The 23,278-nt window shown below is 52.1% G+C and carries 20 protein-coding genes and 2 tRNA genes; 6 read left to right on the forward strand and 16 right to left on the reverse strand.

The window, feature by feature from the left end; translation table 11 throughout:
* Positions 1-107: 107 nt before the first annotated feature.
* The 4 genes from infB to BZK40_RS16015 all read right to left on the reverse strand — a co-directional run bounded on the left by infB (position 108) and on the right by BZK40_RS16015 (position 5,075).
* Entirely contained in the window at positions 108-2,798 is a 2,691-nt protein-coding gene (infB, locus tag BZK40_RS16000) for a translation initiation factor IF-2 (protein WP_032945099.1), read from the reverse strand.
* Between the two features lie 24 nt (positions 2,799-2,822).
* Complete coding sequence (gene nusA / locus BZK40_RS16005; RefSeq protein ID WP_003024992.1) at positions 2,823-4,310, reverse strand: transcription termination factor NusA; 1,488 nt, start codon at positions 4,308-4,310, stop codon at positions 2,823-2,825.
* 28 nt (positions 4,311-4,338) lie between these two features.
* Entirely contained in the window at positions 4,339-4,791 is a 453-nt protein-coding gene (gene rimP / locus BZK40_RS16010) for a ribosome maturation factor RimP (protein ID WP_003024996.1), read from the reverse strand.
* Between the two features lie 207 nt (positions 4,792-4,998).
* Positions 4,999-5,075, reverse strand: a tRNA-Met gene (locus BZK40_RS16015).
* A gap of 333 nt (positions 5,076-5,408) precedes the next feature.
* On the opposite strand from BZK40_RS16015, the gene argG reads away from it, so the two are divergent.
* Entirely contained in the window at positions 5,409-6,752 is a 1,344-nt protein-coding gene (argG, locus tag BZK40_RS16020) for an argininosuccinate synthase (protein ID WP_079934952.1), read from the forward strand.
* A gap of 197 nt (positions 6,753-6,949) precedes the next feature.
* Here argG and BZK40_RS16025 read toward each other — a convergent pair.
* The 3 genes from BZK40_RS16025 to BZK40_RS16035 all read right to left on the reverse strand — a co-directional run bounded on the left by BZK40_RS16025 (position 6,950) and on the right by BZK40_RS16035 (position 8,439).
* Positions 6,950-7,036, reverse strand: a tRNA-Leu gene (locus BZK40_RS16025).
* 9 nt (positions 7,037-7,045) lie between these two features.
* Complete coding sequence (gene secG / locus BZK40_RS16030; protein ID WP_003025000.1) at positions 7,046-7,378, reverse strand: preprotein translocase subunit SecG; 333 nt, start codon at positions 7,376-7,378, stop codon at positions 7,046-7,048.
* A 167-nt stretch (positions 7,379-7,545) separates the two neighbouring features.
* Positions 7,546-8,439 (reverse strand): LysR family transcriptional regulator, encoded by an 894-nt coding sequence (locus BZK40_RS16035; RefSeq protein ID WP_079934953.1) that lies wholly within the window; start codon positions 8,437-8,439, stop codon positions 7,546-7,548.
* Between the two features lie 148 nt (positions 8,440-8,587).
* On the opposite strand from BZK40_RS16035, the gene iadA reads away from it, so the two are divergent.
* Together iadA and dcuC are read left to right on the forward strand one after the other, a co-directional pair.
* Complete coding sequence (iadA, locus tag BZK40_RS16040) at positions 8,588-9,721, forward strand: beta-aspartyl-peptidase (RefSeq protein WP_063941608.1); 1,134 nt, start codon at positions 8,588-8,590, stop codon at positions 9,719-9,721.
* A gap of 10 nt (positions 9,722-9,731) precedes the next feature.
* Entirely contained in the window at positions 9,732-11,198 is a 1,467-nt protein-coding gene (dcuC, locus tag BZK40_RS16045) for a C4-dicarboxylate transporter DcuC (protein ID WP_003025006.1), read from the forward strand.
* A gap of 44 nt (positions 11,199-11,242) precedes the next feature.
* On the opposite strand, the gene glmM is transcribed toward dcuC, so the two are convergent.
* The 4 genes from glmM to rlmE form a co-directional block, all read right to left on the reverse strand.
* Positions 11,243-12,580, reverse strand: coding sequence for a phosphoglucosamine mutase (gene glmM, locus BZK40_RS16050; RefSeq protein ID WP_008785919.1), 1,338 nt, complete (start codon positions 12,578-12,580; stop codon positions 11,243-11,245).
* Positions 12,573-13,421, reverse strand: a complete 849-nt coding sequence (folP, locus tag BZK40_RS16055; RefSeq protein WP_048225717.1) for a dihydropteroate synthase — start codon at positions 13,419-13,421, stop codon at positions 12,573-12,575. The genes glmM and folP overlap by 8 nt, the downstream gene beginning before the upstream one ends.
* Positions 13,422-13,519: 98 nt before the next feature.
* Entirely contained in the window at positions 13,520-15,454 is a 1,935-nt protein-coding gene (gene ftsH, locus BZK40_RS16060) for an ATP-dependent zinc metalloprotease FtsH (protein WP_003025013.1), read from the reverse strand.
* Between the two features lie 99 nt (positions 15,455-15,553).
* Positions 15,554-16,183: a 23S rRNA (uridine(2552)-2'-O)-methyltransferase RlmE gene (gene rlmE / locus BZK40_RS16065; protein WP_003025015.1), complete on the reverse strand. Its 630-nt coding sequence runs from the start codon at positions 16,181-16,183 to the stop codon at positions 15,554-15,556.
* A gap of 125 nt (positions 16,184-16,308) precedes the next feature.
* On the opposite strand from rlmE, the gene yhbY reads away from it, so the two are divergent.
* On the forward strand, positions 16,309-16,602 hold the full coding sequence (gene yhbY / locus BZK40_RS16070) for a ribosome assembly RNA-binding protein YhbY (protein WP_003025016.1): 294 nt from the start codon (positions 16,309-16,311) through the stop codon (positions 16,600-16,602).
* Between the two features lie 153 nt (positions 16,603-16,755).
* On the opposite strand, the gene greA is transcribed toward yhbY, so the two are convergent.
* On the reverse strand, positions 16,756-17,232 hold the full coding sequence (greA, locus tag BZK40_RS16080) for a transcription elongation factor GreA (protein ID WP_003025019.1): 477 nt from the start codon (positions 17,230-17,232) through the stop codon (positions 16,756-16,758).
* Positions 17,233-17,480: 248 nt separating this feature from the next.
* Here greA and dacB point away from each other — a divergent pair, with 248 nt between their 5' ends.
* Positions 17,481-18,914, forward strand: coding sequence for a serine-type D-Ala-D-Ala carboxypeptidase (dacB, locus tag BZK40_RS16090; protein ID WP_079934954.1), 1,434 nt, complete (start codon positions 17,481-17,483; stop codon positions 18,912-18,914).
* A 100-nt stretch (positions 18,915-19,014) separates the two neighbouring features.
* Here dacB and cgtA read toward each other — a convergent pair whose 3' ends face one another.
* From cgtA to rplU, 4 genes are all read right to left on the reverse strand, one after another.
* Positions 19,015-20,187: an Obg family GTPase CgtA gene (gene cgtA / locus BZK40_RS16095; protein ID WP_003828732.1), complete on the reverse strand. Its 1,173-nt coding sequence runs from the start codon at positions 20,185-20,187 to the stop codon at positions 19,015-19,017.
* Positions 20,188-20,202: 15 nt separating this feature from the next.
* Positions 20,203-21,168 carry a DMT family transporter gene (locus tag BZK40_RS16100; RefSeq protein WP_008785922.1) on the reverse strand — a complete coding sequence of 322 codons (966 nt, stop codon included), beginning with the start codon at positions 21,166-21,168 and terminating at the stop codon, positions 20,203-20,205.
* Positions 21,169-21,295: 127 nt separating this feature from the next.
* A complete protein-coding gene (gene rpmA / locus BZK40_RS16105) occupies positions 21,296-21,553 on the reverse strand; it encodes a 50S ribosomal protein L27 (RefSeq protein ID WP_003025030.1) in 258 nt (85 codons plus the stop codon).
* A 19-nt stretch (positions 21,554-21,572) separates the two neighbouring features.
* Positions 21,573-21,884 carry a 50S ribosomal protein L21 gene (rplU, locus tag BZK40_RS16110; protein ID WP_003025032.1) on the reverse strand — a complete coding sequence of 104 codons (312 nt, stop codon included), beginning with the start codon at positions 21,882-21,884 and terminating at the stop codon, positions 21,573-21,575.
* A 258-nt stretch (positions 21,885-22,142) separates the two neighbouring features.
* On the opposite strand from rplU, the gene ispB reads away from it, so the two are divergent.
* On the forward strand, positions 22,143-23,114 hold the full coding sequence (gene ispB / locus BZK40_RS16115) for an octaprenyl diphosphate synthase (RefSeq protein WP_003839953.1): 972 nt from the start codon (positions 22,143-22,145) through the stop codon (positions 23,112-23,114).
* The last annotated feature ends 164 nt before the right edge of the window (positions 23,115-23,278 follow it).

Genomic DNA, 23,278 nt, shown 5'->3' on the forward strand with positions numbered 1-23,278 from the left:
AAAATAATTCGGTGATTAGGCTGTAGGCCTGATAAGCGTAGCGCCATCAGGCATTACATTGCCGGATGTCGGCGTAAACGCCTTATCCGGCCTACACCCGAACAACCTTAAGCAATTGTACGTTTGATCTCGATGATCTCGAACACTTCGATCATATCGCCAACGCGAACGTCGTTGTAGTTCTTAACGCCGATACCACATTCCATACCGTTACGGACTTCGTTAACGTCATCTTTGAAGCGGCGCAGGGACTCCAGCTCGCCTTCATAGATAACCACGTTGTCGCGCAGTACGCGGATTGGGTTGTGACGTTTAATCGTGCCTTCGGTAACCATACAGCCTGCGATAGCGCCGAATTTCGGTGATTTGAACACATCACGAACCTCAGCCAGACCAATGATCTGCTGTTTCAGTTCCGGAGACAGCATGCCGCTCATCGCTGCTTTCACTTCGTCGATCAGATGATAGATGACGGAGTAGTAACGCAGATCCAGACTTTCTGATTCGATAACTTTACGTGCAGAGGCATCAGCACGTACGTTGAAGCCAACCAGAATCGCGTTGGATGCCGCAGCCAGGGTTGCGTCGGTTTCGGTGATACCACCTACGCCAGAACCGATGATCTTCACTTTTACTTCGTCGGTAGACAGTTTCAGTAAAGAGTCGGAAATCGCTTCTACAGAACCCTGTACGTCAGCCTTCAGCACGATGTTCACTTCGTGAACTTCGCCTTCGGTCATGTTGGCGAACATGTTCTCAAGTTTAGATTTCTGCTGACGAGCCAGTTTAACTTCACGGAATTTGCCCTGACGGTACAGTGCAACTTCACGCGCTTTCTTCTCGTCACGAACGACGGTCACTTCATCACCGGCAGCCGGAACACCGGACAGACCGAGGATTTCCACCGGAATGGACGGACCGGCTTCCAGTACTTCCTGACCCAGTTCGTTACGCATCGCACGAACGCGGCCATATTCGAAGCCACACAGAACGATATCGCCCTTGTTCAGGGTACCTTCGCGAACCAGGACGGTAGCGACCGGGCCACGACCTTTATCCAGGAAGGATTCGATAACCGCACCGCTCGCCATACCTTTACGGATAGCTTTCAGTTCCAGTACTTCGGCCTGCAGCAGGATAGCATCCAGCAGTTCGTCGATACCGGTACCCGCTTTCGCAGAAACGTGAACGAACTGGCTCTCGCCGCCCCACTCTTCCGGCATGATGCCGTACTGGGACAGTTCGTTTTTAACGCGATCTGGATCCGCTTCCGGTTTATCGATTTTGTTGACTGCAACAACTACCGGCACACCTGCCGCTTTCGCGTGCTGGATAGCTTCGATAGTCTGCGGCATCACGCCGTCGTCTGCTGCAACAACCAGAACAACGATATCCGTTGCCTGAGCACCACGAGCACGCATGGAGGTAAACGCGGCGTGACCCGGGGTGTCCAGGAAGGTGATCATACCGTTGTCAGTTTCAACGTGGTACGCACCGATGTGCTGAGTAATGCCGCCCGCTTCGCCAGAGGCCACTTTCGTTGAACGAATGTAGTCCAGCAGAGACGTTTTACCGTGGTCAACGTGACCCATGATGGTCACTACCGGTGCGCGCGGTTCTGCCGCAGCGCCGGTGTCACGGTCGCTCATTACTGCTTCTTCCAGCTCGTTTTCACGACGCAGGATAACTTTGTGGCCCATCTCTTCGGCAACCAGCTGTGCGGTTTCCTGGTCGATGACCTGGTTGATGGTCGCCATTGCGCCCAGTTTCATCATTGCTTTGATGACCTGAGAGCCTTTAACCGCCATCTTGTTCGCCAGATCTCCAACGGTGATGGTTTCGCCGATCACAACGTCACGGTTAACAGCCTGAGCTGGCTTCTGGAAGCCCTGCTGCAGAGCGGAACCTTTACGCTGCTTGCCGCCTTTACCACCGCGAACCGCTGCACGTGCTTCTTCACGGTCAGCTTTAGATTCAGCGTGTTTATTGCCTTTCTTCGCCGGACGCGCGGCTTTAGTGCTGCGAGTACGACCACGACCGCCTTCAACTTCACGATCGTTCTCGTCTTCAGCCTGGCGAGCATGCTGAGAGGTGGTGACGTGATAATCACTGGTGTCTTCGACAGGTTCAGCGTTATTCACACCATTTTTCTCGTTTTCTTCCGCCATACGGCGAGCTTCTTCCGCTACGCGGCGCGCTTCTTCTTCAAGCTTGCGACGTGCTTCTTCTTCCGCTTTACGCTTCAGTTCTGCGGCTTCATTTTCACGGCGGGCTTTTTCGGCCTGGGCGGTTTTAGTCATATCGTCGGTCTGTTGATTGCTCACTTTGTCTTTTTCCGCAGCTTCACGTTTCGCTTTATCAGCGGCTTCACGCTTAGCTTGTTCTGCGGCCTCACGTTCGGCTTTTTGTTGCGCCTCGCGTTTGGCAGCTTCTTCTGCCTCACGACGGGCTTGCTCTTCCGCTTCACGCTGCGCCTGCTCTTCCGCGGCAAGGCGTTCAGCCTCTTGCGGATCGCGTTTCACAAAGGTGCGTGTCTTGCGGACTTCGATTTGTACCGATTTGCTTTTTCCACCGGTACCTGGAATATTGAGAGTACTGCGCGTTTTACGCTGCAATGTCAACTTATCCGGCGCTGAGCCGTTTTCACGGTTCAAATGCGCCAGTAAGGTTTGTTTCTCTTGTGCGGACACAGAGTCGTCAGCAGACTTCGGGATACCGGCATCAGCAAATTGCTGTACCAGGCGATCTACGGAAGTCTGTATCTCTGCAGCCAGCGTTTTTACGGTTACATCTGTCATACTGTTCCTTCCTGCTACAGTTTATTACGCTTCGTCGCCGAACCAGCAAATATTACGGGCAGCCATAATCAGCTCACCGGCTTTTTCGTCGGTCAACCCTTCGATATCAGCCAGATCATCAATGCCCTGTTCAGCGAGATCTTCCAGCGTACAAACACCACGGGCCGCCAGTTTGAAGGCCATCTCACGATCCAATCCTTCCAGATTCAGCAGATCGTCAGCCGGTTTGTTATCACCGAGGCTTTCTTCCTGGGCCAGTGCCAGAGTGGTCAGTGCGTTTTTAGCACGCTCGCGCAGCGCTTCAACGGTCTGTTCATCCAGGCCGTCAATTTCCAGCAGTTCTTTCATTGGCACGTAGGCCAGTTCTTCCAGCGTCGCAAAACCTTCTTCCACCAGAACAGTCGCGAAATCTTCATCGATATCGAGATATTTGGTGAAGGTATCGATGGCAGCATGTGCTTCAGCCTGATGCTTCGCTTGCAGGTCATCAACGGTCATCACGTTGAGTTCCCAACCGCTCAGTTGTGAAGCCAGGCGGACGTTCTGACCATTACGTCCAATCGCCTGAGCCAGGTTACCGGCTTCAACCGCGATATCCATGGTGTGTTTGTCTTCATCCACCACGATAGAAGCGACGTCTGCTGGCGCCATTGCGTTAATCACGAACTGCGCCGGGTTATCATCCCACAGGACGATATCGATACGCTCGCCGCCCAGTTCGGTAGAAACCGCCTGAACGCGCGCACCGCGCATACCAACACAGGCGCCGACCGGATCAATACGCTTGTCGTTGGTCTTAACGGCGATTTTCGCACGCGATCCCGGATCGCGAGCAGCCGCTTTAATTTCGATAACTTCTTCGCCGATTTCCGGCACTTCAATGCGGAACAGCTCAATCAGCATTTCCGGCTTGGAACGGGTTACGAACAGCTGTGCACCGCGCGCTTCCGGGCGAACTGAGTACAGAACACCACGAATACGGTCACCAGGGCGGAAGTTTTCACGCGGCAGCATGTCTTCACGCAGGATCACAGCTTCAGCATTGCTGCCCAGATCCAGAGAAATGTTGTCGCGGTTTACTTTCTTCACCACACCGGTGACGATTTCGCCTTCGTGTTCGCGGAACTGATCAACAACCATTGCGCGTTCAGCTTCACGTACTTTCTGTACGATAACCTGCTTCGCGGTCTGGGTGGTGATACGGTCAAAGGTGACAGATTCAATCTGATCTTCAACATATTCGCCCACGTTCAGACTTTCGTCTTCGAAGCGTGCCGCTTCCAGCGTAATTTCTTTGGTCGGCTGAGTAACTTCTTCTACGATTACCCAACGACGGAAAGTATCGAAATCACCGCTTTTACGATCGATTTCTACGCGAACGTCGATCTCTTGCTCATATTTTTTCTTTGTTGCTGTAGCCAGCGCACTTTCCAGCGCTTCAAAAATTTTCTCGCGTGGCAGCGCTTTTTCGTTGGATACGGCTTCAACAACAGCCAAAATTTCTTTGTTCATCGCGGGCTTTTCACCTCAATCCAGACTGTTAAAAGTGGGGAACCAGGTTCGCCTTCTGGATATTACTCAGCGCGAACACTTCATCTTTGCCTTCGACTGTGACCGTGATCATCTCACCGTCCACCGCTTTGATAACGCCCTGCCATTTACGACGGTTTTGTACCGCCATACGAAGAACCAGCGTGACTTCTTCACCCAGGAAACGCACGTAGTGTTCAGCTGTGAACAGAGGACGGTCGAGACCCGGAGAGGAGACTTCCAGGTTATAGGCAACGGTGATTGGGTCTTCGACATCCATCACGGCGCTTACCTGATGGCTCACATCAGCACAATCATCAACATTGATGCCATCTTCACTATCAATATAGATGCGCAGTGTGGATGTGCGACCACGAATAAATTCGATGCCGACCAGTTCGTAGCCCAGGGCTTCAACTGGCGCTGTAATCATCTCTGTTAATTTTTGCTCTAATGTGGACAAGCCCACCCCCAAGACATAAAAAAAGGGCCTAAAGCCCAGTTATTCTGTAGTCAGATAACAAAAAACCCCGATAAATCGGGGCTTTAGATAACTGAACCCTATAACCGCACCTGCGGTTCGGAGAACCTTCCGAAAGAATTTTTTTCAAATCCAGCTACGAAGGCCTAAGTCTTCACAGTATATTTGAAAAAGAACTCTAAGGGAAAGTGGTTGCGGGGGCCGGATTTGAACCGACGACCTTCGGGTTATGAGCCCGACGAGCTACCAGGCTGCTCCACCCCGCGCCTGAAACGTGGCAAATTTTACTCGTTTTGGGTAAAAAATGCAAATACTGCTGGGATTTGGTACCGAGACGGGACGTAAAATCTGCGCACAGTATATTGATTCACTATGCGTTATGTCAACCTTGTTACGACTATGCAAATCAATGAATGCTGCCCAGCGCTAGCCCAGCAAGATAAATATGCCGCCCACGCCGTTATTTAACGAAATTATCACTAAACTCTTCCTGTCATCCAGAAAAGATGATTAAATGAAAACTCATTTATTTTGCATAAAAATGCAATTAGTATAATAAGCCGACCTCTTCACCAGTCTATCAAGCAGGGTTTTATTTTATGACGACGATTCTCAAGCATCTCCCGGTAGGTCAACGTATTGGTATCGCTTTTTCCGGCGGCCTGGACACCAGTGCAGCACTGCTGTGGATGCGACAAAAAGGGGCTGTCCCATATGCATATACTGCGAATTTGGGCCAGCCGGATGAGGATGACTATGACGCCATTCCTCGCCGTGCAATGGAATATGGTGCTGAGAATGCTCGCCTGGTAGATTGCCGTAAGCAGCTGGTTGCCGAAGGGATCGCTGCCATTCAGTGCGGTGCATTCCACAACACCACCGGCGGACTGACCTATTTCAATACCACCCCGCTGGGCCGTGCCGTGACCGGCACCATGCTGGTTGCCGCCATGAAAGAAGATGGCGTAAATATCTGGGGCGACGGTAGCACCTATAAAGGTAACGATATTGAACGTTTCTATCGTTACGGTCTGCTGACCAACGCCGAACTGCAGATTTACAAACCATGGCTGGATACCGATTTTATCGATGAACTCGGTGGTCGCCATGAGATGTCCGAATTTATGATTGCCTGTGGTTTCGACTACAAAATGTCCGTTGAGAAAGCGTACTCAACAGACTCCAATATGCTCGGTGCGACTCACGAAGCAAAAGATCTGGAATTCCTGAACTCCAGTGTCAAAATCGTCAACCCGATTATGGGCGTGAAGTTCTGGGATGAGAGCGTGAAGATCCCGGCAGAAGAAGTGACCGTGCGTTTTGAACAGGGTCATCCGGTTGCTCTTAACGGTAAAACCTTCAGCGACGACGTTGAGATGATGCTGGAAGCCAACCGTATCGGCGGCCGTCACGGTCTGGGTATGAGCGATCAGATTGAAAACCGTATCATTGAAGCGAAGAGCCGTGGCATCTACGAAGCCCCGGGGATGGCATTGCTGCACATCGCTTACGAGCGTCTGCTGACCGGTATCCATAACGAAGACACCATTGAGCAATATCACTCTCATGGTCGTCAGTTGGGCAAACTGCTGTATCAGGGCCGTTGGTTCGACTCGCAGGCATTGATGCTGCGTGACGGTCTGCAGCGTTGGGTTGCCAGCCAGATTACCGGTGAAGTGACGCTGGAACTGCGTCGCGGTAATGACTACTCAATCCTCAACACCGTGTCTGACAATCTGACGTACAAACCAGAACGTCTGACGATGGAAAAAGGCGACTCCGTATTCTCTCCGGACGACCGTATCGGTCAGTTGACCATGCGTAATCTGGATATCACCGATACCCGCGAGAAGCTGTTCGGCTATGCGCAGTCTGGCCTGCTGACCGCCTCTTCCGCAACCGGCCTGCCGCAGGTTGAGAATCTGGAAAATAAGGCGAAGTAAAGATTCACTATCTTAAGGCCGCGTAAGCGGCCTTTTTTATGCGCGGAATATAAGGTGTCTGTAGGCCTGATAAGCGTAGCGCCATCAGGCGTTGTAATAATGTCGGATGGCGGCGTTAACGCCTTATCCGACCTACAGGATAGCCACAAATAACAGACGAAAAAAAAGACGCTTTGCAGCGTCTTTTTTTTGGAATTTGGTACCGAGGATGGGACTCGAACCCACAAGCCCGTTAGGGCACTACCACCTCAAGGTAGCGTGTCTACCAATTCCACCACCTCGGTACAGAATACTTAGCGTGGGATATCGCTGGTCGGCTGAGCCGGAGCAGCTGGCTGAGTTTGCTCGGTTTTCGCCGGTGCGCTCAGATTTTCCCACTCACTTCCTTTATTGGTCTTGTTGCTGTTCATGTTACCCAGCACCAGACTGATGATGAAGAACAAGGTTCCCAATACAGCTGTCATACGGGTCATGAAGTTACCAGAACCACTTGAACCAAACAGAGTACCAGAAGCGCCTGCGCCAAAAGAGGCTCCCATATCAGCGCCTTTGCCTTGCTGCAGCATGATCAAGCCTACCAGACCAATTGCCACAATAAGGAAAACTACTAAAAGAGCTTCGTGCATAATCAACCTGTTCCTTGCGGAGTTGCCGCGTACAATGCTTCGACCATTAAAGCGGGAATATTTACTGTTTCCCACTGAAGCGGGTGTGAATACTAACCAAAGCGAATAACCTTCGCAAGGGCAATTTGTTAGCATTGTATCAACTGCGGAAAAAATCGCCATATCAATCAAAAACGCAGCAACTTCTCCCAGCATCTCTGCATAACGGCACGTTGATCTTCAAGATTCGCCCATACCACAACGGGGATTTCACAAATCAGGTCTGTATTTTCTGGCCAGCAGTGAATAATTTGCTGATTCACCAACTCTTCCGCAACCATCGATTCAGGTAACCAGGCCATTCCCATATGGCGCAGTACCATTTCTCGTATCGTTTCGCTTAAACCACTCTCAAATACTTTTTTTAGCCGTGGGCGGACGCGTTGTTCTGCCGACTCAATAATACGTCTGACAAAGGTGTAGTCGCTGTAGCATAGCCACGGAATCGGAGCATGCGGATCATTAAGCGCATCAGCCAACTGGGCTGAAATAACCGGTATAAATCGCTCATACCGCCATAGGGAACGTTTTAACCCTCCGGCGATCTCCAGCCCCGGCTGGGCAGACGGTAAATCGTAGGTTACCAGTAAATCAATTTGCCGGTTCATCAGGGCATTGAAGTGGTTGTCTATCCCCTGGATACTGGCGTGTACCGTAAAGTTTAACTGCGGCTCACTCTGTCGCAGGTAGTTGATCATATCCGGCAGGATATTCACCGACAGCGTATGCAGGCTGACCATCACCAGCGTGTTATCCGTTGCTGGCGTCATCGCCGACAGCTCATGGCGTGCCTCTGTTAACGTGCTGAGAACGTGCCGGGCATAAGGTTCAAAGCGTTCACCATAGCGCGTCAGCGTGACAGGGGTCGTTGTCCGGTCAAACAAAGGCACGCCCAGCACCTCTTCCAGCGCCTTTATACGCCGACTCAACGCAGGTTGAGTAATATGCCGCTGCGCCGCGGCCTGAGAGTAGTTTCCATGCTGGCTCAAGGCCAGAAAATCTTCCAGCCACTTACAATCCACGTTGTGCTCTCCGCCATGCCATAACCGCATCCTCCAATAACAAATCGGTAATAGTCATAGTTATAGTAATGGCTTTATGGTGGGCATCATAACAACAATATTTCGTTTCACCTGCCGACTCTCACCCTCGACGTTTGACAGGACCGCTATGTTTACTTTATTGACCAATGCCCGTGTTTTTTCTCCTGAGGATTTAGGCCTCTGCTCCCTGCTCATTCATGCCGACCGAATTGTGGCGGTAGAAAAAGATATTTCATTGTTTGATGGCATCAACGAGGTCATCGATTGTCGGGGTAAATGGGTTATCCCTGGTATCATCGATCAGCATGTTCATCTTACCGGTGGCGGTGGTGAAGCCGGATTTGCCAGTCGGACGCCCGCCGTCAAGCTGCGCGACCTGATTCAGGCAGGTATTACCACGGTGGTTGGCGTGTTAGGCACCGATGCCATTTCTCGTTCACCCAAAGACCTCTACGCAAAAATGCAGTCTCTCAACCTTGAGGGATTACGTGCGTTTATGCACACGGGAGCCTACGCCGTTCCCAGCCCAACTATTACGCGATCCATCCGCGATGATATGGCCTTCATTCCGGCAATTCTTGGTGTAAAAATCGCCCTCGCCGATCACCGCGGTTCTTACCCCTCTTTCCAGGAGTTGCTGAGGATAGTGAGCGATATTCGCGTCGCTTCCCTGCTGGCTGGGAAAAAAGGCTTGCTGCATGTGCACCTGGGGAATCTGCCGGAAGGGATGTCGCAACTTATTGAGCTGTGTGATGCGGGTATTCCGATTCACCATATTTCACCGACGCATGTTGCGAGAACTGAGCCCTTGTTCGAACAGGCGATTGCTTTCGCCCATCGCGGCGGCCATATCGATGTTACGTCCGGTGGCAGTCGTTTTATGCCTCAGGAGCAAGCGATTCTCCACGCACTCGAAGCACAGGTTCCGGCGGAGCGCATCACGATCAGTTCTGACGGCAATGGCAGCGTTCCGCGCTTTAACGCTCAGGGTATCGTTGAAGGTTTAAGCGCAGCACCGGTCGCAGGCAATCTTAACCTGCTTCCTCGCCTGATTGATGTCGGGATTCCGGTGCCACAGGCCATCGCGATGCTGACGGCAAACGTTGCGCGCTCGCTGGGTATTTCCGGGGGCGTGCTCTGCGCCGGAGAACGTGCTGATATCTGTGTACTCAATGATGACCTCTCGCTGGCCCATCTGTTTGCCGCGGGTAAACCGTTGCTGCGGGATGGCGAGTGCCTGGTTACCGGCAACTTCGAGTAAGGGGGCAAGAATGTCATTGCTACTGGCGCTAATCGCCATCATTTTTGCCGGACGTCTGATCCTCAAAAAATATCACCCCCAGTCGGTACTGTTATTGACCGGGATTGTGCTGTTGCTTATCGCGCATTTTAGCGGAATGACCTCACTCAGTGGCCTGGTGAAAAAGAGCACCGGATTTGGCCCCTTTGACGCCTTTGAGTTTATTCGCGATACCCTGAGCGTGCGTCTCGGCGGCCTCGGTCTGCAAATTATGCTGATTGGTGGTTTTGCCACTTATATGTCGGCCATTGGCGCAAGCCAGGTGCTGGTTCGGGTGACTTCTCGTCCGTTGCAGCGTCTGAACTCGCCTTATCTGCTGCTGGGGCTGGCACTGCTATTGGGTCAATTCCTGTCGCTGTTTATCAGCAGCGCCACCGGATTGGGTCTGCTGTTGATGGCGACGCTTTACCCGCTGCTTACCCGTCTTGGCTGTAGCCGCGCCGCGGTTGCCGCCGTTATCGCCAGTACCTGTGCGGTTGAGTTTGGCCCCGGCTCCGGCAACTCTGTTCTCGCCGCCAAAACTGCAGGCATCGAGGTCGTGAACTATTTCGTGCAGGATCAGTTGCCAATCGTTGTGCCCGTCATTCTTTTCATCGCCCTACTGCATATTGTTGTGCAACGCTTTTTTGACCGTCGGGAAAGTGGCGACAATGCCGCTCAGCAAATGCAGACATTAACGGCGACTGATGAAGCCGACGCACCTATCGCCTGGCTGTTTCTGCCCATGCTGCCGCTGGTATTGATGCTGGTGTGCAGCGATTTAGTATTCAGCTCTCTCAAGATCACGCTGGATACCGCTGTACTGATAAGCCTCGCTATTACGCTGGTTTGTGAGTACTGCCGTCATCGCAAGGCGCGTGAGGTGATGGCTGGCGTACAAAAGGTTTTTGACAGCATGGGCAGCGTTTTTGCCACCGTCGTGACGCTGATTATCGCCGGTGAAGTCTTTTCCGCCGGACTGAAAGCCATTGGTGCCGTTGACGCACTGTTGTCACTTTCCGGTGAATTTGGCCTCAGCGCCGCCTCTATTATCCTGCTGATGACCCTGATCACCTTCGCAATTTCAGCGCTGATGGGCTCCGGGAATGCGGCATTTTTCTCCTTCGCACCCATGGTGCCGGACATCAGCCGTCATATCGGTAGCGATATCGCTGTCATGATGTTGCCTATCCAGATCTCGGCGGGTATTGGTCGTACGCTATCGCCCATCGCCGGCGTAATCATTGCTATCGCAGGGATTGCAGGTGTCTCGCCTGTGGATATTGTTAAGCGTACCGCGATTCCGATGCTGGGCGGTTGGCTACTGATGATTGCGTTAACCTTTGCCCGGTCTGGGCATCTGCTGGCGGTTCTGCCGTGGCTGGCAGTCCTTGTGCTACTGATGGTCGGTGGTTACTTCTGGCAGCGCCGACGTAAACAGCCGCTTGCCGTACAGTAAAAAAAAGCCGGAGTCTCAGACTCCGGCTTTCACTTTCTTCGGAATTACGCCGCTTTCACAGCATCGGCAATACGGTGGGCGAATTCAGTCACCTGCGCTTCGTCTTCACCTTCAACCATCACACGAATTAACGGTTCGGTACCAGACTTACGCAGCAGGACGCGTCCACGGTTACCCAGCGCCGCTTCCACTTCCGCCATCACCGCTTTCACGTTTTCATGTTCCAGTGGATCGCCGCTACCTGCTGTGTATCGTACGTTAACCAGCAGTTGTGGGAACATTTTCATGCCGCTGCACAGGTCGTGCAGGCTCATATGGTTGCGTACCATCGCCGCCAGCACCTGCAGACCCGCCACGATACCGTCACCAGTGGTGGTTTTGTCCAGCAGGATCACATGACCTGAGTTTTCGGCACCGATACGCCAGCCTTTTTCCTGCATTTTTTCCAGCACATAGCGGTCGCCAACTTTTGCACGGGCAAACGGAATACCCAGCTGTTTCAGCGCCAGCTCGAGGCCCATGTTGCTCATCAGCGTACCTACCGCGCCACCGCGCAGCTGACCCTGACGCAGGGCTTCACGGGCGATGATATACATGATCTGATCGCCATCGACCTTATTACCTTCGTGATCAACCATAATGACGCGGTCGCCATCGCCATCCAGCGCAATACCCAGATCGGCTTTTTCCGCAATCACGCGCGCCTGCAGGGCACGGACGTCGGTGGCGCCGACTTCTTCATTGATATTCACACCGTTTGGCTCACAGCCAATGGCAATCACGTTTGCACCCAGTTCACGCAGTACATTTGGCGCAATGTGGTACGTCGCACCGTTAGCGCAATCCACCACAATTTTAAGCTCATTCAGACTCAGTTCGTTCGGGAAGGTGCCTTTGCAAAACTCGATATAGCGACCGGCAGCATCAACGATACGCGTGGCTTTACCCAGTTCAGCGGAATCCACGCAGGTGATCGCTTTTTCCATCTCGGCTTCAATGGCTTCTTCCACTGCATCCGGCAGTTTAGTCCCGTCGGTAGAGAAGAATTTAATCCCGTTGTCATAGTACGGGTTGTGCGAAGCGGAAATAACAATCCCGGCCTCAGCACGGAAGGCGCGCGTCAGATACGCAACGGCGGGTGTTGGCATTGGCCCTGTGAATGAGGCTGAGAGTCCGGCGGCAGCCAGGCCCGCTTCCAGCGCAGACTCCAGCATATAGCCGGAAATACGCGTATCTTTACCGATAATAATTTTACGTGAACCATGACGAGCAAGCACTTTCCCTGCAGCCCAGCCCAGCTTGAGCACAAAGTCAGGAGTAATTGGGGCATCGCCTACGCGACCGCGGATCCCATCAGTGCCAAAATATTTACGATTACTCATAGCGTTTTTTTTCCTTTGCAGACAATGTGGCTTCCACCACACGCATCGCTTCTACGGTTTCTTTGACGTCATGGACACGAACGATCTGCGCCCCCTGCATTGCGGCAATCACCGCGCACGCAAGGCTACCGCTCAGGCGTTCAGATGGCCCCACATTCAGTAACTGGCCAACCATTGATTTTCGTGACATCCCAACCAGCAATGGCAGATTAAAATGATGAAACTCAGACAAACGTGCCAGTAATGTGTAGTTGTGAGTGAGATTTTTACCGAATCCGAATCCGGGGTCGAGCAACAATTTATCTTTTGTGATTCCAGCCCGCTCGCAACGTGCTATTTGCTCAACAAAGTAACGGTTTACCTCAGCAAAAACATCCTCATACTTTGGTGCTTCCTGCATGGTTTTCGGCTGCCCCTGCATATGCATCAGGCAAACCGGTAATCCGGTCTCCGCTGCGGCTTCCAGCGCTCCAGGCTCCGAGAGCGAGCGAATATCATTGATGATATGCGCGCCAACTCTGGCGCATTCGCGAATCACTTCGGGTTTTGAGGTATCGACCGAAATCCACACTTCAAAACGCTGAGCAATCGCCTCGACCACTGGGATCACTCGCTGCAACTCTTCTTCCACACTCACATCAGCCGCGCCCGGACGCGTGGACTCACCGCCCACATCAATGATAGTCGCCCCGGCGTTAATCATCAGGTTTGCGTGTTTTACCGCCTCAACCAGAGAGTTGTGCGCTCCACCATCGGAAAATGAGTCTGGCGTGACGTTCAAAATCCCCATGACGTGCGGATGGCTGAGATCCAGTGAAGAACCCTGAGCAAAGAGTTTCATAGTTTTATCCCTGGTAAAATCTTGAATATGCAGATAAGAAAAACCCCGGAGCAAGCCCCAGGGTTTTCAATTAAAACACGGTCATCATCAACGATAACTTATTTGTCGCCCAGTTGCTCTGACATAGTGCCAGAGTCCGGCGCACGCGGTTCATCAACCGGACGCGGTGCACTCGGTTTGCCGGTGCTGCCAGAGTTATTGTTAGAAGAACCCGGTTCTTCCCAACCCGCTGGCGGACGCACGTCGCGGCGAGCCATCAGATCGTCAATCTGCGGCGCATCGATGGTCTCATATTTCATGAGCGCATCTTTCATCGAGTGCAGAATGTCCATGTTTTCGTTCAGCAAACGACGTGCACGGTCATAGTTACGTTCAATCAGCAGCTTAACTTCCTGATCGATAATGCGAGCGGTTTCATCGGACATGTGTTTCGCTTTCGCCACAGAACGTCCCAGGAACACTTCGCCTTCTTCTTCAGCGTACAGCAACGGACCGAGTTTATCGGAGAAGCCCCACTGAGTAACCATGTTACGCGCCAGGTTAGTCGCGACTTTAATGTCGTTCGACGCACCGGTAGAAACATGTTCAGCACCGTAGATGATCTCTTCCGCCAGACGGCCACCGTACAGTGTGGAGATCTGACTTTCCAGTTTCTGACGGCTGGCGCTGATTGCGTCGCCTTCAGGCAGGAAGAAGGTCACACCCAGCGCACGACCGCGCGGGATAATCGTTACTTTGTGCACCGGATCGTGTTCCGGTACCAGGCGACCGATAATCGCGTGGCCAGCTTCGTGATACGCGGTAGATTCTTTCTGCGCTTCCGTCATCACCATGGAGCGACGTTCCGCACCCATCATGATTTTGTCTTTCGCTTTTTCGAACTCAACCATCGACACTACGCGCTTGTTGCCACGAGCAGCAAACAGCGCCGCTTCGTTCACCAGGTTCGCGAGGTCCGCACCGGAGAAGCCAGGCGTGCCACGTGCAATGATTGCCGCATCGATATCCGGAGACAGCGGTACGCGACGCATATGCACTTTCAGGATCTGTTCACGACCGCGAACGTCTGGCAAACCAACCACAACCTGACGGTCGAAACGGCCTGGACGCAGCAGCGCAGGGTCAAGAACGTCCGGACGGTTAGTTGCTGCGATAACGATAATACCTTCGTTACCTTCGAAGCCGTCCATCTCAACCAGCATCTGGTTCAGCGTCTGTTCACGTTCATCGTGACCACCGCCCAGACCTGCGCCACGCTGGCGACCTACGGCGTCGATTTCATCGATGAAGATGATGCACGGTGCCGCTTTCTTGGCTTGTTCGAACATGTCACGCACACGAGATGCACCGACACCCACGAACATTTCCACGAAATCAGAACCGGAAATTGTGAAGAATGGAACCTTCGCTTCACCTGCGATAGCTTTCGCCAGCAGGGTTTTACCCGTACCCGGAGGACCAACCATCAGGACGCCTTTCGGGATTTTACCGCCCAGTTTCTGGAAACGGCTCGGTTCGCGCAGATACTCAACCAGCTCAGCGACTTCTTCTTTTGCTTCGTCACAACCCGCAACGTCAGCAAAAGTCGTTTTGATCTGATCTTCCGTTAGCATGCGCGCTTTGCTCTTGCCGAACGACATGGCACCTTTGCCACCACCGCCCTGCATCTGACGCATGAAGAAGATCCAGACACCAATCAGCAGCAGCATTGGGAACCAGGAAATGAAGATAGAAGCCAGCAGGCTCGGCTCTTCAGGTGGTTCGCCAACAACCTTGACGTTTTTGGTCAGCAGGTTATCAAGCAGCTTCGGATCGTTAACCGGGATGTAGGTCGTGTAACGGTTACTATCTTTCTTGGTAACGTTAATCTCACGTCCGTTGATCTTCGCTTCACGAACCTGGTCCTGATTGACCTCTTGCAGGAAGGTAGAGTAATCAACCTTACGGCCATTAGACTCGCTGGGCCCAAAGCTCTGGAATACTGACATCAGCACAACGGCAATGACCAGCCAGAGAATTAGGTTTTTCGCCATGTCACTCAAGGGATTAACCTCATATTACAACTGTGTTAAAAACAGCGTCAGGATACTCTATATCCAGTTTCTTTCAAACTTTCGTTTGAAATCTGCCGGTTATGGTTTACGCCCGGTCGCTACAATATACACTTCACGCGAACGGGCGCGAGAAGAGTCCGGCTTACGAACTTTGACCTTCGTAAACAGGGAGCGAATCTCTCTTAGATACTCATCGAAGCCTTCGCCCTGGAACACCTTCACTACAAAACTACCACCTGGCGCTAATACATCACGAGCCATTCCAAGCGCCAGCTCTACCAGATACATGGCCCGGGGAATATCCACCGCCGGTGTTCCACACATATTTGGCGCCATATCAGACATGACAACTTGTACTTTACTGTCACCTACGCGTTCAAGTAACGCTTTCAGGACTAATTCATCACGAAAGTCGCCCTGAAGGAAGTCCACACCAACGATTGGATCCATAGGTAAAAGATCGCAAGCGATAATGCGGCCGGTGTTGCCGATCTGCGTAACTGCATATTGCGACCAGCCACCGGGTGCAGCACCGAGATCAACTATCGTCATCCCCGGTTTAAAAATTTTGTCACTTTGCTGTATTTCATCAAGTTTAAACCAGGCACGGGAACGTAACCCCTTTTTCTGCGCCTGTTGAACATATTTATCGCTAAAGTGTTCCTGAAGCCAGCGACTCGAGCTGGCAGAACGCTTTTTACCTGTCATTTCACATTCCCAAAGGGCAGTTCATCGTAACCAATGGTGTAAATTTCTACACAGCTATTTGGTGATATATGGGAGATGGCGGTAGAATGACCCGTTTTCAATCCCAACGTAAGCAAAAATATACGATGAATCTGAGTACTAAACAAAAACAGCACCTGAAAGGTCTGGCACATCCGCTCAAGCCTGTAGTTATGCTTGGCAATAATGGTTTGACCGAAGGGGTACTGGCCGAGATTGAACAAGCGTTAGAGCACCATGAACTTATCAAGGTGAAAATCGCCTCGGAAGATCGCGATACTAAAACCTTGATCGTGGAAGCTATCGTACGCGAAACCGGCGCCTGCAATGTACAGGTCATCGGCAAAACGCTGGTACTGTATCGCCCGACTAAAGAACGTAAAATCTCGCTGCCACGCTAAGAATATCCCAAAGTTGCACACGAAGTTTGTGTAAAACGCGGGGTTTTCCGCTAGCAGGAGAGCAAAATGCCACGCTCTCTTCGTTGATAAAAGGCCGCTATGCGGCCTTTTTCCTTTCTTTACAATGTATCAACATCTTAACCAAGATGCGAATTACAGGTATTCTACCTTCGTCACTTCATATTCCACTTCGCCGCCCGGCGTTTTGATAACTACGACGTCATCCTGCTCTTTACCGATCAGGCCACGAGCGATAGGCGAGTTCACTGAAATCAGGTTCTGTTTAAAATCGGCTTCATCATCGCCGACAATACGCCAGGTCTGCTCTTCATCGTTATCGAGATTCAGAACGGTAACCGTCGCACCGAAAACAACGCGGCCATTGTTCGGCATTTTAGTAACGTCGATTACCTGCGCGTTGGACAGTTTAGCTTCGATATCTTTAATGCGTCCTTCGCAGAAACCCTGCTGTTCGCGCGCCGCGTGATACTCCGCGTTCTCTTTCAGGTCACCGTGCTCACGCGCTTCAGCGATAGCGGCAATAATTTCAGGACGGCGCACAGATTTCAGAAAATCCAGCTCTTCGCGCAGTTTTTCAGCACCACGTAAGGTCATCGGGATAGCTTGCATTTGTTATACCTCTTGAACATTCCTGTAGGGGGTAGTTGCTCTCACCCCGGCTGCTAAGCCCACCCTGGCGTGTGTCATGCCAGAGTCAGAAGCAAAAAAATACCGACCCGGGGCTCAAGGTCCCAGGTCAGCTACAATTCTCTATTTGATGATCATTTTACCCTGGAGTTCCTTATGGGTCATCGTTTACTTTTTGGGGCGTTGCGCCGTAGTATGACGGCCTGTTTCCAGGTTGTTAGCGCGAGATTATGCGATTTTCCAGATTTACCATCGGATTGACTGCCAGTATAGCGTTCAGCGTTCAGGCTGCGAACGTCGACGAGTATATCAATCAGCTCCCTGCCGGGGCCAACCTCGCCCTTATGGTACAGAAGGTTGGCGCACCTGCACCCGCTATTGATTTTCATAGCCAGCAGATGGCGCTGCCCGCCAGTACCCAGAAAGTAATCACCGCGCTGGCGGCATTGATTCAGCTCGGGCCTGACTTTCGTTTTACCACCACGCTCGAGACCAAAGGCAGCGTGGAAGGCGGCGTATTGAAAGGTGACTTAGTGGCACGATTTGGTGCCGATCCGACGCTAAAACGCCAGGATATTCGCAATATGGTGGCAACCCTGAAAAAATCAGGTGTGACGCAAATTGCCGGGAATATCCTGATCGACACCTCTATTTTTGCCAGTCATGATAAAGCGCCCGGCTGGCCCTGGAACGACATGACGCAGTGTTTTAGTGCACCGCCCGCAGCGGCTATTGTCGATAGAAACTGTTTCTCGGTTTCACTCTACAGCGCGCAAAAACCCAACGATCTCGCCTTTATTCGCGTGGCATCTTATTACCCGGTCACCATGTTCAGTCAGGTGCGAACTCTCGCCCGAGGTTCTGCGGAAGCGCAATATTGTGAACTGGATGTAGTTCCCGGCGATCTCAACCGCTATACGCTGACCGGATGCCTGCCACAACGAGCCGATCCGCTGCCGCTGGCGTTCGCCATTCAGGACGGTGCCAGCTATGCAGGGGCAATTATCAAAGATGAGCTAAAACAAGCAGGTATCACCTACAGCGGTACGCTGCTGCGCCAGACGTTGGTCAACGAACCAGGAACGGTGGTCGCCAGTAAACAGTCTGCGCCGCTACATGACCTGCTTAAGATTATGCTGAAAAAATCGGACAACATGATTGCCGATACCGTTTTCCGTATGATTGGTCATGCCCGATTTAACGTGCCGGGCACCTGGCGGGCGGGTTCTGATGCCGTGCGCCAGATTTTACGTCAGCAGGCAGGCGTTGATATCGGCAACACCATTATTGCCGACGGTTCTGGCCTCTCCCGCCATAACCTGATTGCCCCAGCGACCATGATGCAGGTGCTGCAATATATCGCTCAACACGATAACGAGCTGAACTTTATCACTATGCTGCCGCTGGCGGGTCACGACGGCTCTCTGCAATACCGTGCGGGTCTGCATCAGGCTGGTGTGGATGGCAAAGTATCGGCGAAGACAGGCTCGCTGCAGGGGGTTTATAACCTCGCAGGTTTCATCACCACGGCAAGCGGCCAACGCATGGCATTCGTGCAGTATTTATCTGGTTATGCGGTAGAGCCAGCTGACCAGCGTAATCGCCGTATTCCGTTGGTGCGCTTCGAGAGCCGGTTGTACAAGGATATTTATCAGAATAACTGAGTGCATTATTGCCGGATGTCGACGCTAACGCGTCTTATCCGGCCTACGATATGATGCCGTCCGTAGGCCGGATAAGCGCTAGCGCCATCCGGCGACGAGATTAACGCTTGTAGATGAACTCAACGCCTTCTTCGTCGTCTTCGTCCCAATCGTCATCCCAGTCATCTTCCGCTTCGTCTTCGACTTCAGCGAGCTGCTGGCGGTGATAATCATCCCACATGAACTCAACTTTCTCTGGCTGTTTCGCTTCTTCAGCCTGAACAATCGGGTTCTCGATGATAAAGGTCATCACATCCCAGCAGAGATCTTTCACGCCCAGCTGGCTGGCGGCAGAGATCAGGTAATATTTACCTTCCCAACCCAACGCTTCGGCGATAGCTTTCGCTTTCTCTTCCGCTTCAGCCTTGTCCATCAAATCAATTTTGTTGAACACTAACCAGCGCGGTTTAGATGCCAGATCCTGACTGTATTTTTCCAGTTCGCCAATAATGATACGGGCGTTTTCAACTGGATCAGAGCCATCAATCGGATCGATATCGATGAGGTGAAGCAGTACACGGCAACGTTCCAGGTGTTTCAGGAAGCGGATGCCCAGGCCTGCGCCTTCAGCCGCGCCTTCAATCAGTCCCGGAATGTCGGCAACCACGAAGCTCTTTTCGTTGTCCATACGCACCACGCCCAGGCTCGGCACCAGGGTGGTAAACGGATAATCAGCGACTTTCGGCTTCGCCGCGGACACCGCACGGATAAACGTCGATTTCCCAGCGTTTGGCATGCCCAGCATACCCACGTCCGCCAGCAGCATCAGCTCCAGCATCAGATCGCGCTTATCACCCGGCGTACCCATTGTTTTCTGACGCGGAGTACGGTTAACCGAGGATTTGAAACGGGTGTTGCCCAGACCGTGCCAGCCACCTTTAGCGACCATCAGACGCTGACCGTGTTTGGTCATGTCGCCCATGGTTTCGCCCGTGCCCTGATCGATAACACGCGTACCAACAGGTACTTTAATGGTAACGTCTTTGCCACGCTTACCGGTGCAATCACGGCTCGCGCCATTCTGACCACGTTCCGCACGGAATGATTTTTCAAAACGGTAATCGATCAGTGTGTTCAGGTTTTCGTCGGCTTCCAGCCAAACGTCACCACCGTCACCACCATCACCACCGTCCGGACCGCCTTTTGGGATGTACTTTTCGCGGCGGAAGCTGACGCAACCATTACCGCCATCACCTGCAACGACCAGAATCGATGCTTCATCAACAAACTTCATTTTACTCTCCGTAAATCATTCGCCTGAGCGGGGTTGCGAAACCACCGTTTCATGCTTACGTAAACCGCCCCAAATTCGATGACCAATGGCGGAATACATCGCGCCCGCAACCACGATAAACGCACCGAGATAACCTAATAGGTTTAGCATCGGTCTGGCGAAGAAATCGGGCCAGGCCAGTGATAATAAATCTGAAAATAACAACGTAAACAGCGGTGTGAGCGTGATAAGAGCGCTCACCTGCGCCGCCTGCCAACGCGCCATCGCTTCCGCGAGAGCGCCATATCCTACCAGCGTATTCAGGCCGCAGAATATCAGGCATGCCAGCTGCCAGTCGCTGAGCTGCGTGATGACACCGGGTTTAGCCAGCGGCAACAACGCGATCGTACATAAAGTGTACAGTAAAAACAGGATCTGCGGTGATGCCAGGCGGCGCAATAACACCTTTTGCGCGACCCCATAGCTCACCCAGACCATCGCCGCACCGACACCAAAGATAACGCCCCAGGTGTAATCGGTGAGTCGGGTAAAAATTTCGATCAGACTGGTATTAAAAAACAGGACCAGACCGCTCAGAAGCATAATGGCGCCAATCACCTGCGTGCCGCGCATCTTTTCTTTCAGGATAAAGACGCTGGCGATCATCATACCAACCGGTGACAGCTGACCGATAACCTGCGAAGCCGTTGGGCTCAAATACTGCAAGGATGAACTAAACAGAATGAAGTTACCGAACAACCCACCGGTTGCGATAGCCAGCAACACCAGCCAACGCGCTTTGCGAAAAATACGCAACGGAGGGAGCTTTTTTTTAACCGCAAGAATAGCGCCAAGGCCAACGCTTGCCATTAAAAAACGGTAGAACACCACGGTAGGAGGCTCCATCACCTCCAGCACTTGCTTCATTGCTATTGGCAAAGCGCCCCAACATACCGCCGTTGTGAGTGCTAACAGAATACCAATGCCTGCCTGCTGCTTCATGCCGTATTCCCTGCAAGGGCTCGTTTCCGGGTTGTCACGGCGCGACGAGCGTATTTACCAGCCGTCGAATGTAAAAAGCCCCGCAACGTGTTGCGGGGCTTTTATCCGTTACCGGGACGCGAAAAACTTATTCAGCAACGATGCTGATGAATTTACGGTTTTTCGGGCCTTTCACTTCAAATTTCACTTTACCGTCTGCTTTAGCAAACAGAGTGTGGTCTTTGCCGCAACCAACGTTGGAGCCAGCGTGGAATTTAGTACCACGTTGACGAACGATGATGCTACCAGCCAGAACTGTTTCACCGCCGAAGCGTTTTACGCCCAGACGTTTAGCTTCTGAATCGCGACCGTTACGAGTCGAGCCGCCAGCCTTTTTATGTGCCATTTAATCTGCTCCCCTTAACTTAAGCGCTGATGCCAGTGATTTTCACATCAGTGAACCACTGACGATGGCCCTGCTGCTTACGGTAGTGTTTACGACGACGAAACTTAACAATTTTAACTTTCTCGCCACGACCGTGAGCAACGACTTCAGCTTTGATAACGCCGCCATCAACGAAAGGAACGCCGATTTTGACTTCTTCACCGTTTGCGATCATCAGAACTTCTGCGAATTCAACAGATTCGCCAGTTGCGATGTCCAGCTTTTCCAGGCGAACGGTCTGACCTTCGCTTACTCGGTGTTGTTTACCACCACTTTGGAAAACCGCGTACATAAAAAACTCCGCTTCCGCGCACACCTTTTTGATGATTCAGAGTGCGCTATAAATATTCACAATAGGGCGCGAATATTACGCAAAACGCGAGCCTTTGACAAGTGCTACCGTCAATACATGAAGAAAAAAAACACAACACGTACGGTAACGTTTATCTACGGCGTTTTTTCAGTACAATCAGCATATATTTATAACCCTAAACCCGACGTTACCTTCCCACACAGTAAGGTAATCGGGGCGAGAAGCCCGGCTTTTGCGATGAATTTAGAAAAAATCAATGAGTTAACCGCGCAAGATATGGCGGGGGTCAATGCGACAATCCTTGAACAGCTCAATTCCGACGTTCAGTTGATCAATCAACTGGGGTACTACATCGTTAGCGGCGGCGGAAAACGCATTCGCCCAATGATCGCCGTCCTCGCCGCGCGGGCCGTTGGCTACCAGGAAAATGCGCACGTTACGATTGCGGCCCTCATCGAGTTTATCCACACAGCGACCCTACTGCACGACGATGTTGTGGATGAGTCAGACATGCGCCGTGGGAAAGCTACGGCAAATGCGGCGTTTGGTAATGCGGCCAGCGTGCTGGTTGGCGATTTTATCTATACCCGTGCATTTCAGATGATGACCAGCCTTGGCTCGTTGAAAGTGCTGGAAGTCATGTCGAAAGCAGTCAACGTCATTGCCGAAGGTGAAGTCTTGCAGTTGATGAACGTCAACGACCCGGACATCACCGAAGAAAACTATATGCGCGTCATCTACAGTAAGACCGCGCGTTTGTTTGAAGCGGCAGCCCAATGTTCAGGTATTCTGGCTGGCTGTAGCGAAGAACAAGAAAAAGGGTTGCAGGATTATGGCCGTTATCTCGGTACCGCTTTCCAGTTAATTGACGATTTGCTGGATTACAGCGCAGATGGCGAGCAGCTGGGTAAAAACGTCGGTGATGACCTCAACGAGGGTAAACCAACGCTACCACTGCTGCATGCCATGCGCCACGGCACCCCAGAACAAGCGCTAATGATCCGCCAGGCCATTGAGCAAGGTAATGGTCGTCACCTTCTGGAACCGGTTCTGGAAGCGATGAACGCCTGTGGTTCTCTGGAATGGACCCGTCAGCGGGCAGAAGAAGAGGCTGATAAAGCCATCGCTGCGCTGCAGGTGCTGCCCGATACACCGTGGAGAGAAGCGCTGATTGGTCTGGCACATATCGCCGTGCAGCGCGACCGTTAATTCCCTACAGCATCCTCCCTCATCCCGTGCACTGCACGGGATTTTCTTATAAGTTCCAGTAAGCCTTTCCCTCTCCAGAAAATCACGCAGAATCTTGGCATATTCTGAATATACGCACACTTTACATGAACATTTTAGAACAATCGTTCTTCGGGCGTTATAGT

This window comes from Citrobacter portucalensis, assembly GCF_002042885.1.
In the GTDB taxonomy this organism is placed as follows: domain Bacteria; phylum Pseudomonadota; class Gammaproteobacteria; order Enterobacterales; family Enterobacteriaceae; genus Citrobacter; species Citrobacter portucalensis.

Bases quoted from the DNA above. Each gene is read 5' to 3' on its own strand.
- rpmA (WP_003025030.1), bottom strand. From the start codon at position 21,553: ATGGCACATAAAAAGGCTGGCGGCTCGACTCGTAACGGTCGCGATTCA.
- greA (WP_003025019.1), bottom strand. From the start codon at position 17,232: ATGCAAGCTATCCCGATGACCTTACGTGGTGCTGAAAAACTGCGCGAA.
- yhbY (WP_003025016.1), top strand. From the start codon at position 16,309: ATGAATCTGAGTACTAAACAAAAACAGCACCTGAAAGGTCTGGCACAT.
- ispB (WP_003839953.1), top strand. From the start codon at position 22,143: ATGAATTTAGAAAAAATCAATGAGTTAACCGCGCAAGATATGGCGGGG.
- folP (WP_048225717.1), bottom strand. From the start codon at position 13,421: ATGAAACTCTTTGCTCAGGGTTCTTCACTGGATCTCAGCCATCCGCAC.
- argG (WP_079934952.1), top strand. From the start codon at position 5,409: ATGACGACGATTCTCAAGCATCTCCCGGTAGGTCAACGTATTGGTATC.
- nusA (WP_003024992.1), bottom strand. From the start codon at position 4,310: ATGAACAAAGAAATTTTGGCTGTTGTTGAAGCCGTATCCAACGAAAAA.
- ftsH (WP_003025013.1), bottom strand. From the start codon at position 15,454: ATGGCGAAAAACCTAATTCTCTGGCTGGTCATTGCCGTTGTGCTGATG.
- rlmE (WP_003025015.1), bottom strand. From the start codon at position 16,183: ATGACAGGTAAAAAGCGTTCTGCCAGCTCGAGTCGCTGGCTTCAGGAA.
- dcuC (WP_003025006.1), top strand. From the start codon at position 9,732: ATGTCATTGCTACTGGCGCTAATCGCCATCATTTTTGCCGGACGTCTG.
- dacB (WP_079934954.1), top strand. From the start codon at position 17,481: ATGCGATTTTCCAGATTTACCATCGGATTGACTGCCAGTATAGCGTTC.
- infB (WP_032945099.1), bottom strand. From the start codon at position 2,798: ATGACAGATGTAACCGTAAAAACGCTGGCTGCAGAGATACAGACTTCC.
- secG (WP_003025000.1), bottom strand. From the start codon at position 7,378: ATGCACGAAGCTCTTTTAGTAGTTTTCCTTATTGTGGCAATTGGTCTG.
- cgtA (WP_003828732.1), bottom strand. From the start codon at position 20,187: ATGAAGTTTGTTGATGAAGCATCGATTCTGGTCGTTGCAGGTGATGGC.
- iadA (WP_063941608.1), top strand. From the start codon at position 8,588: ATGTTTACTTTATTGACCAATGCCCGTGTTTTTTCTCCTGAGGATTTA.
- BZK40_RS16100 (WP_008785922.1), bottom strand. From the start codon at position 21,168: ATGAAGCAGCAGGCAGGCATTGGTATTCTGTTAGCACTCACAACGGCG.
- rplU (WP_003025032.1), bottom strand. From the start codon at position 21,884: ATGTACGCGGTTTTCCAAAGTGGTGGTAAACAACACCGAGTAAGCGAA.
- glmM (WP_008785919.1), bottom strand. From the start codon at position 12,580: ATGAGTAATCGTAAATATTTTGGCACTGATGGGATCCGCGGTCGCGTA.